An 11241-nucleotide genomic window follows, 5' to 3' on the forward strand; every position below is an offset into this window, starting at 1 on the left:
AATGGCTGGACATTCCACACACGACGATCATCACTCGCACAACGGCCACACCCATGGACGCGAAGCGCATCACGATGACCATGCGCACCATGCGCACACGCCGACCTTCTTCCAACGCTGGTTTCTCTCGACGAACCACAAGGACATCGGCACGCTCTATCTGATCTTCGCGATCATCGCCGGTATCATCGGTGGCGGCCTGTCGGTCGTCATGCGTATGGAGCTGCAGGAGCCGGGCATTCAGATTTTCCATGGCCTCGCTGCCATGGTCTACGGTGTTCAGGGTGATGCTGCCATCGACGGTGGCAAGCACATGTACAACGTGTTCACGACGGCACATGCGCTGATCATGATCTTCTTCATGGTCATGCCTGCCATGATTGGCGGTTTCGCCAACTGGATGGTGCCGATCATGATCGGTGCGCCGGACATGGCGTTCCCGCGTCTGAACAACATTTCCTTCTGGCTGATTGTTCCGGCCTTCATCCTGCTTCTCCTGTCGCTTTTTGTTGAAGGCCCTGCGGGTGCCTACGGTGTTGGCGGGGGCTGGACGATGTATCCGCCGCTCTCGACCAGCGGTATGCCCGGGCCTGCGGTGGATCTTGCGATCTTTGCGCTGCATATTGCCGGTGTGTCGTCCATTCTCGGCGCGATCAACTTCATCACCACCATTCTCAACATGCGCGCACCGGGCATGACGCTGCACAAGATGCCGCTCTTTGCATGGTCGGTTCTCGTCACCGCCTTCCTTCTGCTGCTTTCGCTTCCGGTTCTGGCTGGTGGCATCACCATGCTTCTGACGGACCGTAACTTCGGCACCACCTTCTTCGCACCTGAAGGCGGCGGCGACCCGATCCTGTATCAGCACCTGTTCTGGTTCTTCGGTCACCCGGAAGTCTACATTCTGATCCTGCCCGGCTTCGGCATCATCAGCCACATCGTGTCGACCTTCTCCAGAAAGCCGATCTTCGGTTACCTCGGAATGGCTTATGCCATGGTCGCCATCGGTGCCGTCGGCTTCATCGTCTGGGCGCACCACATGTATACGGTTGGCCTTTCGCTCGAAGCGCAGCGCTACTTCGTCTTCGCAACCATGGTGATTGCGGTGCCCACGGGCATCAAGATCTTCTCCTGGATCGCGACGATGTGGGGTGGCTCGCTCACCTTTACGACGCCTATGATCTGGGCCATCGGCTTCATCTTCTTGTTCACGGTCGGTGGCGTCACCGGCGTACAGCTTGCCAATGCCGGTCTCGACCGCTCCCTGCATGACACCTATTACGTCGTGGCTCACTTCCACTACGTTCTGTCGCTCGGTGCCGTGTTTGCGATCTTTGCTGGCTGGTACTACTGGTTCCCGAAGATCACCGGCTACATGTACAGCCAGGCAATCGGAAACCTGCATTTCTGGGTCATGTTCTTCGGCGTGAACCTCATCTTCTTCCCGCAGCACTTCCTCGGTCTTGCCGGTATGCCACGTCGCTATATCGACTACCCGGATGCCTATGCGGGCTGGAACATGGTCTCGTCCTACGGTTCCTACATCTCGGCTGTTGCTGTCCTCATCTTCCTCTTCGGCGTCTGGGAAGCCTTCGCCAAGAAGCGTGTGGCTGGCGACAATCCATGGGGTGAAGGTGCAACCACGCTGGAATGGCAGCTGTCTTCTCCGCCGCCATACCACCAGTGGGAACAGCTTCCCCGTATCCGCTGAGGCATTTTGTCTAGGCGTGTATATGATCTGAACATGATAAATGTCAGTTTCACGCTTGGATAAAACATAAAGGAGCGCCGCAGGAATGCGCGGCGTTTCCCCATGAAGGCAGGAAAAATGACCGTAATCGACAATCGCGACACGCTGGAAATGGATGGCCTTGTGCTGTCTGAGGCGGGTGCGCGCGATTATTTCGAACTGCTGAAGCCCCGCGTCATGTCGCTGGTGGTCTTCACCGGTTTTGCCGGTCTGGTGCTGGCACCGGGCAGCATCAATCCGATACTGGCCGTCGTCGCCATCCTCTGTATCGCCGTAGGTGCGGGCGCTTCGGGCGCTCTCAACATGTGGTATGACGCGGATATCGATGCGGTCATGACACGCACTGCAAAGCGCCCTATACCCTCCGGCCGCGTCGCGCCGGGCGAAGCGCTGGCCTTTGGCCTGACGCTGTCGGTCTTTTCCGTTGCCATTCTCGGTCTTGCGGTCAACTGGTTTGCGGCCGGTCTTCTGGCCTTCACCATTTTTTTCTACGCCGTCGTCTACACCATGTGGCTGAAGCGTTCGACGCCGCAGAACATCGTCATTGGCGGTGCGGCAGGCGCGTTTCCGCCCATGCTGGGCTGGGCTTGCGTCACGGGCGATGTATCGCTCGACAGCACGATCCTGTTCCTCATCATCTTCATGTGGACGCCAGCGCATTTCTGGGCCCTGGCTCTCTTCAAGATGCGCGACTACGGCTCCGTTGGCATCCCCATGATGCCGAATGTCGCCGGCGAGCGCTCGACCAAGAACCAGATGATCGCCTATGCCGTGGTCACCGCAATCGTGGCCGTAGCGCCTTACTTCACAGGTCTCGCCGGTGCGGGATATGGCATATTTGCCGCCGTCCTCAGCGCCATATTCATCTACTGTTCCATCTCCGTCCGGCGTATGCCCGATGGAGACGAGCGGATGATGCAGGCGAAAAAAATGTTCGCCTATTCCGTCTTCTACCTCTTTGCAATCTTCTCCGCCTTGTTGGCAGACCACGTTGCACCGTCATTCATGACGCTCATTCCGGGAGCAGCGTAATGGAAACCATCAAGCTGAATGATGCACAGAAACGTTCGCGGCGCGGTCGCAATATCGCGCTCGGCGTTCTGCTCGCCGCCCTGGTCGTGTTGTTCTACATCATAACCATTATCAAAATCGGCGGCTTTTAAAGCCGGAACGTGGGAGGAGGAGACATGGCCGGAACCGAGACGAGGACGAAGAGGACGAGCAACAGCTCCATTCTCGTTCTATGCACGGTATTTGTCTGCGGCATGGTCGGCATGGCTTATGCCTCTGTGCCGCTTTACCGCCTGTTCTGCCAGGTCACCGGCTATAACGGCACCACCCAGCGCGTCGAGCAATATTCGGACGTCATCCTCGACAAGCGGATGAAGGTCACTTTCGACGCCAACACATCGACGGGTCTCAACTGGGATTTTCGCCCGGTGGACAGACAGGTTGAGCCGAAGATCGGCGAGACCATTCAGGTGACGTTCAAGGCAACAAATCGTTCGCCTGTCGCTACGACCGGTAGCGCCGTATTCAACGTCACGCCCATGGAAGCAGGGGCCTATTTCAACAAGGTACAGTGCTTCTGCTTTACCGAGACGACGTTGCAGCCGGGCGAAACGCTCGAAATGCCCGTCGTGTTCTTTATCGATCCGGAGATCGTAAAGGCTCGGGAAACCAAGGGCATCCATACTTTGACGCTGTCCTACACATTTTATCCGTCCAAGACGGAAAAACCGGTTGCGTCCTTGCCGGTAAAGACTGAACGTGACGAAACGAAACTTTGAGAGAGGGAGGTGCGGCCTTTAAAGGTCGCGCTGCATAGCGTGGCCCTGATCAAGGGTCACAGCATCGAATGAGACTAGGGAAGAGCCTGCGGGGATCGATCACATGGCAGACGTACATCAGAAGAAACATGACTACCATATCATAGACCCCAGCCCATGGCCGCTACTGGCATCGGTGGGTGCATTCTTTCTTGCCTTTGGCGGCATCTGCTACATCCGTTATCTCAACGGCAGTTCCTTCAAGCTGTTTGGGTTGGAATGGGCGCATCCGTGGCTGTTCTTCGTGGGTCTGGCGATCGTGCTTTACACCATGTACGCCTGGTGGGCCGACACGGTAAAAGAAGGCCACGAGGGACATCACACCCGCGTCGTGTCGCTTCATCTGCGCTACGGCATGATCATGTTCATCGCTTCGGAAGTCATGTTCTTCGTGGCATGGTTCTGGGCCTATTTCGATGCAAGCCTTTATCCGCACGAAGCCATTCAGGCTGCGCGGGTCGAATTCACCGGTGGGCAGTGGCCGCCCAAGGGCGTCGAAGTTCTCGATCCATGGCACCTGCCGCTTTATAACACCGTCATCCTGCTTTTGTCAGGGACGTGCGTTACCTGGGCGCACCATGCCCTTCTGCACAATGACCGCAAGGGTCTGATCAGCGGCCTTGCGCTGACGGTTGCGCTGGGTGCCTTCTTCTCCTTCGTGCAGGTTTATGAATACATGCACGCGCCGTTCGACTTCAAGAATTCGATCTATGGCGCGACGTTCTTCATGTCCACGGGTTTCCATGGCTTCCACGTCTTCGTGGGCACCATCTTCCTGCTGGTTTGCCTCTTCCGCGCCATTGCCGGTGATTTTACCGCCAAGCAGCACTTCGGCTTCGAAGCTGCAGCCTGGTACTGGCACTTCGTTGACGTGGTATGGCTGTTCCTGTTCTTCGCAATCTATGTCTGGGGCGGCTGGGGCGCGCCACTGGCACACTGAGATAACGCGATCAATGAAACAAAGGGCGGCACGTGCCGCCCTTTGCTTTTCTGCGACCACATGGGGAGGATATGATGACGCAGGAAGACGAGGGGCTCTATCCGCCGGTTGATCCGGTGAAGGTCGGCCTGCGGGGCTGCTGCCCGCGTTGCGGCCATGGTCGCCTTTTTGAAGGCTTTCTCAAGCTGAAGCCGAAATGCAGCGCCTGCGGCCTCGATTACGCCTTTGCCGATGCGGGAGAAGGGCCAGCGGTCTTCGTCATGCTCATCGTCGGTTTCTTGATCATCGGTCTTGCCCTGTGGTTCGACGCACGCTTTGCGCCACCGGTCTGGCTGCACGCCTTGATCTGGATTCCGACGGCCATTATCCTGTCTCTTGTTCTGCTAAAGAAAATGAAGGGCATCATGATCGCCCTGCAGTATCGCAATAATGCAAGTGAAGGCAGGATCGATCGTGGTTGACAGTGCCATTTCCAAACCATCGCACAGGGGTTTGTGGTTTGCAGCGCCTCTTGTGCTGATGGCCCTGATCATTCTTGTTGCGCTCGGCACATGGCAGGTCCAGCGCATGTTCTGGAAGGAGGCCTTGCTGGCCGATATCCAGCAGCGCATTCATGCAGCACCGTCGAGCCTTGAAGACATCGAACGGCTGAATGCATCCGGTGGAGATATTGAGTACCGAAAAATCGTGGTTTCCGGCACATATGACCATGGCAAGGAGCAGCATTTTTTTGCGACCTTTCAGGGTCAGACCGGCTATTACATCTACACGCCGATGCGCCTCACAGATGGTCGCAATATTTTCGTCAATCGCGGCTTTGTCCCCTATGAGATGAAAGAAGCGTCAAAGCGGGCGGAGGGCGAAGTTGCCGGTGTTGTCTCGGTAGAAGGTCTGACGCGGGCGCGCCTTGCCGCCAAACCGTCCAGCCTGCTGCCGGAAAACGATCTGGGCAAGAATATCTATTATTGGAAAGACTGGTCGGCCATGGCCAGCCAGGCGAACATAGCACCGTCCGAACTCGTGCCATTTTTCGTCGATGCCAATGATGCGCCCAACCCCGGCGGCTGGCCCAAGGGTGGTGTAACGCTGATTGATCTGCCGAATAATCACCTTCAATACGCGATAACGTGGTACGGACTGGCACTCGCCCTTGTCATCGTGGTCGGTTTTGCCTATGTCCGGGGCTCAAGAAAAACGGGAGGCTGAAGGAGAAGGAATGAATATTGCCGTTTCCAAACCGCCTCTGACGATCAGGCTTTGCGGCCCGCGAGGCTTCTGCGCAGGCGTGGACCGCGCCATTCAAATCGTTGTTCTGGCTCTCAAAGCCTATGGCGCCCCCGTCTATGTACGGCACGAGATTGTTCACAATCGCTATGTCGTTGAGGGACTGGAAGCCAAGGGCGCGATTTTCGTCGAGGAACTGAACGAGATTCCCGCCGAGCACCGCCAGCAACCGGTTGTCTTTTCCGCCCATGGCGTTCCAAAATCCGTGCCGGAAGATGCGCAGGCGCGCAATCTCTTCTATCTCGATGCCACCTGTCCGCTCGTGTCGAAGGTCCATAAGCAGGCCATGCGACACCAGCGCCTAGGTCGCCATGTCATTCTCATCGGTCATGCCGGTCACCCCGAGGTTATCGGCACCATGGGACAGTTGCCGGAAGGCACTGTCTCGCTCATCGAAACGATCGAGGATGCTGGGCGCTACGAGCCTGTCGATGCGGAGAATCTCGGCTTCGTGACGCAGACGACATTGTCGGTTGACGATACGGCAGGCGTTATTGCCAAGTTACAGGAACGCTTCCCCGCTATGCAGGCGCCAGCCGCCGACAGCATCTGCTATGCCACCACCAATCGTCAGGATGCCGTGAAGCAGGCCGCGCCGGGTTGCGACCTGTTTATCGTGGTCGGAGCGCCCAATTCGTCCAATTCCAAGCGACTTGTAGAGGTTGCTTTGCGCGCGGGTGCCAAACGTTCGGTCCTGGTGCAGCGCGCCAGCGAAATCGAATGGGACATGATCGGCGATATCGAGACATTGGGCCTGTCTGCCGGTGCTTCCGCACCCGAAGTCATTGTTGACGAGATCATCCAGGCCTTCAAGTCACGCTATGAAACGACACTCGATCTGGCAGTGACCGTGGAAGAAACGGAGCATTTCCTCGTCAATCGTGAGCTGCGCGATATCGAGCTCACCTCGCAGGACATGGCGTTCGTCAACGGCAGCGCCAGCGATGCCCTGCCACCCAAACCGTCGAGCGGCGTCTGATCGCTCGACGTCGTAGTCCCTCAGCCTGCAAGAGATCATAAATTGGCAGTTTATACGGATATCAGCGAAGACGATCTGAAAGACTTTCTCAGCCAGTACGATGTTGGCGAGCTGACGTCCTACAAGGGAATTGCCGAAGGCGTCGAAAACACTAATTTTCTTTTGCACACCACCAGGGATCCGTTGATTCTCACGCTCTATGAGAAGCGCGTCGAGAAATCCGATCTGCCGTTCTTTCTGGGTCTGATGCAGCATCTGTTCGCAAAGGGTCTTTCGTGCCCGCTGCCTCTGCCACGCAATGACGGTGAACTCCTGGGGGAACTCTCGGGTCGCCCCGCCGCACTGATTTCCTTCCTCGAAGGCATGTGGCTTCGCAAGCCGGAAGCACGCCATTGCCGGGAAGTGGGCAAGGCGCTCGCTGCCATGCATCTGGCCGGGGAAGGTTTCGAAATCAAGCGTCCCAATGCGCTCTCCGTCGAAGGATGGAAGACGCTTTGGGACAAGTCTGAAGCGCGGGCTGATGAAGTTGAAAAAGGATTGCAGCAGGAAATCCGCGCCGATCTAGATCATCTGGCCGCAAATTGGCCAAAGCACTTGCCTGCTGGCGTCATTCACGCCGATCTCTTCCAGGACAATGTGTTTTTCCTGGGCGACGAACTGTCTGGGCTGATCGACTTTTATTTCGCCTGCAACGACTTCCTTTCCTACGACGTGTCCATATGCCTCAACGCCTGGTGCTTTGAGAAGGATGGGTCTTACAATGTCACCAAAGGCAAGGCGCTGCTGGAAGGCTACCAGTCCGTTCGTCCAATGAGCGCGGACGAGCTTGATGCCTTGCCGCTTCTGGCGCGCGGTTCTGCTCTTCGCTTTTTCCTGACGCGGCTTTACGACTGGTTGACGACGCCGGAGGGCGCGCTGGTGGTGAAGAAGGATCCGCTGGAATATCTGCGGAAATTGCGTTTTCACCGGGCTGTCGGTCACGTGGCCGAATATGGGCTGTCGGTAGAATGAAGCATGTCGATATCTTCACCGATGGTGCCTGTTCCGGCAATCCGGGGCCGGGAGGCTGGGGTGCCGTTCTGCGCTATGGCGATGTGGAAAAAGAGCTTTGCGGCGGCGAGGCAGAGACCACCAACAACCGAATGGAGCTGATGGCGGCGATCCAGTCGCTCAACGCCCTGAAAGCGCCCTGCGAGGTCGATCTCTACACCGATAGCGCCTATGTAAAGGATGGCATCACCAAGTGGATTTTCGGCTGGAAGAAGAAGGGCTGGAAAACTGCCGATAACAAGCCGGTCAAGAATGTCGAACTGTGGCAGGCGCTGGAAACTGCCCGCGAGCGCCACAAGGTTACCCTGCACTGGGTGAAGGGCCATGCCGGGCATCCGGAAAACGAACGTGCTGACGAGCTTGCCCGAAAAGGCATGGAGCCCTTCAAACGGCGGTAATGGACGGGTGCTTTAATGGGGTTGCGGGAAAACGACGCTGACCTATTCTGCCCCGGCTCCAATTGAGAGAGCTGATTTGTCCGCAAGGCACTGCCGAAGCGGGCGCGACAAAAAGCCTGAAATCATCAGGCATGAGAGGGACATCCATGATCTTGCATTGCGTTTTCATACGCTTCAAATCGGCGGCCACGACGTCCGAAAAACAAGCCATCTTCGAGGCGATTGCTGACCTGAAAGATGTCATCCCAGGCATTATCGAGGTCAAGTACGGACAGAATGTCTCGTCAGAGGGCCTGAATGGTGGGTTTCTCGATGGCTTCATCGTCAAGCTGGAAACAGTCGAGGCGCGAGACGAATATCTCGCCCATCCGCAACATATGGAAGTCGGCGAGCGCCTGATCGGGCTGACCGACGGCGGAGCAGCCGGCTTGCTCGTCTTTGATATGGCGGCCTGAACTTAAAAGGCGTTGGAAAATGGTCCCCGGCGCAAGGCCGGGGACCGCAACAATCACAGTTGCTCAATCATGGTCGCAGCGGAGGAAACGGTCGCCTGACCAGGGTTTTCCTCGATGTTGAGCGACTTCACGACACCGTCTTCCACCAGCATGGAATAACGCTTGGAGCGTACGCCGAGGCTACCGGCGGATAGGTCGGCATCCAGACCCAGCGCCTTCGTAAACGACGCATCCCAATCTGCCAGGAAATGAATCTTGCCCTGACCACCGGTGGCCTGCGCCCAGGCACCCATGACGTGCCAGTCGTTAACGGCCACTACGGCGATATCGTCAACACCGCGGGCGAGAATGGCGTCACGGTTTTCGAGGTAGCCGGGAAGGTGGTTGAGGGTGCATGTCGGCGTGAATGCGCCCGGAACGGCAAAGACGACGACTTTCTTGCCGCTGAACAGCGCGTCGGTCGTTGTTTCAACCGGGCCGTCTGCAGTCTTTTCCTTGAATGTCGCGGATGGCAGCTTATCGCCGATATTGATGGTCATAATCTCGCTCCTGTGGCAATGATCCGGCGCGACTATAGAGTATTAAATCATCAACTTGCCAGAGATTTTCCAACCAATGTCACTGCGGAAAGTCCAGCGGTGCTTCCATGACTTTCTGGCCGGATTTGACCAGAATTGTCCAACGCTGCCCCTTGGGGTTATAGGTTTTCGGCAGGCCTTTGATGTTCATGTAGAAGGTTAACTTGCGTTTGTCCCGCACCATGTTCTGTGGTTCGAAATAGGCGTAGCCGGAGGGGCCGGCGACGAAGATTTCGGTTTCTTTCGGCGCATCTTCAGGCAGCCGCAATTCAACGCCCAGAAGCGTCTTGTCAGGCGTAATGTGGAAGTTCTGGACCTTGAAGTCTTCCGTTGCTTCTTCCGGCAGGGTCGCTTTTGCCGCCTCTATCGCTTCCACCTCATCGGGCTTGGCGGATTGACCATGATCCTTGCGGATGTCGAAACTGGCTTCGAAGGGAATGCAGATGTTGAGGCATACACCGATGAACGCCGTCAATTTTGCATTGGCCTCGTCAGAGCCCGGCTGTGCCTGGAGCGCGAAGGGCAGGCTGACGGACCGGTCATAGCCGATGTCTTTCATCTCGCCGTTCTCGATCAGGTCCGGCACGGGGAAGGAGAGGGAGGTCAGCGTTGCGCCGCTTGAAGGCTCAAGCGTTATTTTTGGCGGAATGCCCGCTTCGCCGGGTTCTCGCCAGTAGGTGATCCAGCCCGGTTTCAGCTCTATCTGCAAAACCGCATCTATCCGGCCGGTCTGGTCTGCGGGAAGGCTGATGACGCGCATTCGCCCGCCTTCGCTTTGTTCCCATGGGGTCGTGTCGGCATTGGCCGGGGTGGATGTTCCTGCCAGCGCCAGAAGGAGAGCGATGGGGGTGACAGATGCACGAGCGAAGGTGGAAAGCTTGGATGTCATATTTTCGGTCTAGCCTAACATGCACTGTCGGACCAGTTACGATTTTAATTGAATCATCATTTTCGGTTGATTGATTGGCGTCTATGCCGCATCCTTGCCCAATGACCAACATGATGCCGTACCTGCTTGCTGCAGAGTACCGCAGACCGGAGGCGCAAGTGACCTATTCAACCCTCATGGACAAAAAAGAAAGAGGCTTTCTGGACGGCCACTTTCTCATTGCGATGCCGGGACTGGAGGGCGGCTCGTTCGAGCGTTCCGTGGTCTATATCTGCGCTCATTCCAATGCCGGTGCCATGGGCTTCATCATCAACCGGTCGCAGCAGATCACGTTTACCGATGTGTTGCTGCATCTCAAGATGATGGATCGCAACGACGCCATCATGCTCCCAAACCGGACGCGGGAGTTTCCCATCCAGTGCGGCGGACCGGTGGAATCCGGCAGGGGCTTCGTGCTGCATTCGGATGACTATAGCAGTGAATCCAGCATACCCGTGAGCGACGATATCTCGCTGACCTCGACGCTTGATATCGTCCGGGCGATTTCCAGCGGGCGTGGCCCAGACAAGGCGACCATGCTGCTGGGCTATGCGGGCTGGGGACCCGGTCAGCTCGAAAATGAGATTGCCAGCAACGGCTGGCTCAACTGCCCCGCATCGGAAGAATTGATTTTCGACAGAACGCTCGACAACAAGTATGAGCGCGCTTTGGGGCTGATGGGCGTAGATCCGCGCATGTTGTCTGCCGAGGCCGGGCACGCGTGAGATAAATAAGAACGGAACCAAACCCGCGTCGTTACGTTTTTCCTTCGGTTGCCAGCGCCATGTCTGGTCAATAATCTAGGGAGAAATACCATGGGTAGCACATCCGATAAAGTAGCTGGTACAGCGAACGAAGTTGCCGGCAAGGTTAAGCAGGGCGTTGGTTCTGCAACGGGCAACGACCGTATGCGCGCCGAAGGCGCTGCTCAGGAAACCAAGGGCAAGGTCCAGAAGACCGTTGGCGATGCGAAAGACGCCGTCAAGGGCGCTGTAGACCGCATGTAATCCTGCGGCTTCCCAGCCAAACGAATTGAATAAGAGCGCATGT

General features: G+C 56.9%; 15 protein-coding genes. 13 read left to right on the forward strand and 2 right to left on the reverse strand.

Features of this window, described 5'->3' with window-relative positions:
• The first annotated feature begins 1 nt into the window (after position 1).
• The 11 genes from ctaD (at position 2) to ASF69_RS07585 (ending at position 8685) form a co-directional block, all read left to right on the forward strand.
• Positions 2–1711 carry a cytochrome c oxidase subunit I gene (gene ctaD, locus ASF69_RS07535; protein ID WP_062586689.1) on the forward strand — a complete coding sequence of 570 codons (1710 nt, stop codon included), beginning with the start codon at positions 2–4 and terminating at the stop codon, positions 1709–1711.
• Between the two features lie 117 nt (positions 1712–1828).
• Positions 1829–2782, forward strand: coding sequence for a heme o synthase (locus ASF69_RS07540; protein ID WP_062587217.1), 954 nt, complete (start codon positions 1829–1831; stop codon positions 2780–2782).
• Entirely contained in the window at positions 2782–2913 is a 132-nt protein-coding gene (locus ASF69_RS23740) for a hypothetical protein (RefSeq protein ID WP_062586690.1), read from the forward strand. Before ASF69_RS07540 ends, ASF69_RS23740 begins: the two co-directional genes overlap by 1 nt.
• 24 nt (positions 2914–2937) lie before the next feature.
• Positions 2938–3540: a cytochrome c oxidase assembly protein gene (locus ASF69_RS07550; protein ID WP_062586691.1), complete on the forward strand. Its 603-nt coding sequence runs from the start codon at positions 2938–2940 to the stop codon at positions 3538–3540.
• A gap of 103 nt (positions 3541–3643) precedes the next feature.
• Positions 3644–4519 (forward strand): cytochrome c oxidase subunit 3, encoded by an 876-nt coding sequence (locus ASF69_RS07555; protein ID WP_062586692.1) that lies wholly within the window; start codon positions 3644–3646, stop codon positions 4517–4519.
• A 74-nt stretch (positions 4520–4593) separates the two neighbouring features.
• Positions 4594–4980, forward strand: a complete 387-nt coding sequence (locus ASF69_RS07560) for a DUF983 domain-containing protein (RefSeq protein ID WP_062586693.1) — start codon at positions 4594–4596, stop codon at positions 4978–4980.
• Entirely contained in the window at positions 4949–5725 is a 777-nt protein-coding gene (locus ASF69_RS07565; protein WP_062586694.1) for an SURF1 family protein, read from the forward strand. Before ASF69_RS07560 ends, ASF69_RS07565 begins: the two co-directional genes overlap by 32 nt.
• 10 nt (positions 5726–5735) lie before the next feature.
• A complete protein-coding gene (ispH, locus tag ASF69_RS07570; protein ID WP_062586695.1) occupies positions 5736–6782 on the forward strand; it encodes a 4-hydroxy-3-methylbut-2-enyl diphosphate reductase in 1047 nt (348 codons plus the stop codon).
• Between the two features lie 42 nt (positions 6783–6824).
• A complete protein-coding gene (locus tag ASF69_RS07575) occupies positions 6825–7793 on the forward strand; it encodes a homoserine kinase (RefSeq protein WP_062586696.1) in 969 nt (322 codons plus the stop codon).
• On the forward strand, positions 7790–8230 hold the full coding sequence (gene rnhA / locus ASF69_RS07580; RefSeq protein ID WP_062586697.1) for a ribonuclease HI: 441 nt from the start codon (positions 7790–7792) through the stop codon (positions 8228–8230). Before ASF69_RS07575 ends, rnhA begins: the two co-directional genes overlap by 4 nt.
• 146 nt (positions 8231–8376) lie before the next feature.
• Positions 8377–8685, forward strand: a complete 309-nt coding sequence (locus ASF69_RS07585) for a Dabb family protein (RefSeq protein ID WP_062586698.1) — start codon at positions 8377–8379, stop codon at positions 8683–8685.
• A gap of 53 nt (positions 8686–8738) precedes the next feature.
• Here ASF69_RS07585 and ASF69_RS07590 read toward each other — a convergent pair whose 3' ends face one another.
• Complete coding sequence (locus tag ASF69_RS07590) at positions 8739–9224, reverse strand: peroxiredoxin (RefSeq protein WP_062586699.1); 486 nt, start codon at positions 9222–9224, stop codon at positions 8739–8741.
• Positions 9225–9303: 79 nt separating this feature from the next.
• Entirely contained in the window at positions 9304–10152 is an 849-nt protein-coding gene (locus tag ASF69_RS07595; protein WP_062586700.1) for a protein-disulfide reductase DsbD domain-containing protein, read from the reverse strand.
• Positions 10153–10310: 158 nt separating this feature from the next.
• Between ASF69_RS07595 and ASF69_RS07600 the strand changes: the two genes are divergently transcribed.
• Together ASF69_RS07600 and ASF69_RS07605 are read left to right on the forward strand one after the other, a co-directional pair.
• Positions 10311–10916, forward strand: coding sequence for a YqgE/AlgH family protein (locus ASF69_RS07600; protein WP_112964127.1), 606 nt, complete (start codon positions 10311–10313; stop codon positions 10914–10916).
• Between the two features lie 90 nt (positions 10917–11006).
• Complete coding sequence (locus ASF69_RS07605) at positions 11007–11198, forward strand: CsbD family protein (protein ID WP_062586701.1); 192 nt, start codon at positions 11007–11009, stop codon at positions 11196–11198.
• The last annotated feature ends 43 nt before the right edge of the window (positions 11199–11241 follow it).

The sequence above is a fragment of the Rhizobium sp. Leaf311 genome (assembly GCF_001423445.1).
Taxonomy (GTDB): domain Bacteria; phylum Pseudomonadota; class Alphaproteobacteria; order Rhizobiales; family Rhizobiaceae; genus Agrobacterium.

Coding starts and splice junctions, on each gene's coding strand:
- ASF69_RS07560 (WP_062586693.1), top strand. CDS start 4,594: ATGACGCAGGAAGACGAGGGGCTCTATCCGCCGGTTGATCCGGTGAAG.
- ASF69_RS07595 (WP_062586700.1), bottom strand. CDS start 10,152: ATGACATCCAAGCTTTCCACCTTCGCTCGTGCATCTGTCACCCCCATC.
- ctaD (WP_062586689.1), top strand. CDS start 2: ATGGCTGGACATTCCACACACGACGATCATCACTCGCACAACGGCCAC.
- ASF69_RS07565 (WP_062586694.1), top strand. CDS start 4,949: ATGCAAGTGAAGGCAGGATCGATCGTGGTTGACAGTGCCATTTCCAAA.
- ASF69_RS07555 (WP_062586692.1), top strand. CDS start 3,644: ATGGCAGACGTACATCAGAAGAAACATGACTACCATATCATAGACCCC.
- rnhA (WP_062586697.1), top strand. CDS start 7,790: ATGAAGCATGTCGATATCTTCACCGATGGTGCCTGTTCCGGCAATCCG.
- ASF69_RS07585 (WP_062586698.1), top strand. CDS start 8,377: ATGATCTTGCATTGCGTTTTCATACGCTTCAAATCGGCGGCCACGACG.
- ASF69_RS07605 (WP_062586701.1), top strand. CDS start 11,007: ATGGGTAGCACATCCGATAAAGTAGCTGGTACAGCGAACGAAGTTGCC.
- ASF69_RS07540 (WP_062587217.1), top strand. CDS start 1,829: ATGACCGTAATCGACAATCGCGACACGCTGGAAATGGATGGCCTTGTG.
- ASF69_RS23740 (WP_062586690.1), top strand. CDS start 2,782: ATGGAAACCATCAAGCTGAATGATGCACAGAAACGTTCGCGGCGCGGT.
- ispH (WP_062586695.1), top strand. CDS start 5,736: ATGAATATTGCCGTTTCCAAACCGCCTCTGACGATCAGGCTTTGCGGC.
- ASF69_RS07590 (WP_062586699.1), bottom strand. CDS start 9,224: ATGACCATCAATATCGGCGATAAGCTGCCATCCGCGACATTCAAGGAA.
- ASF69_RS07550 (WP_062586691.1), top strand. CDS start 2,938: ATGGCCGGAACCGAGACGAGGACGAAGAGGACGAGCAACAGCTCCATT.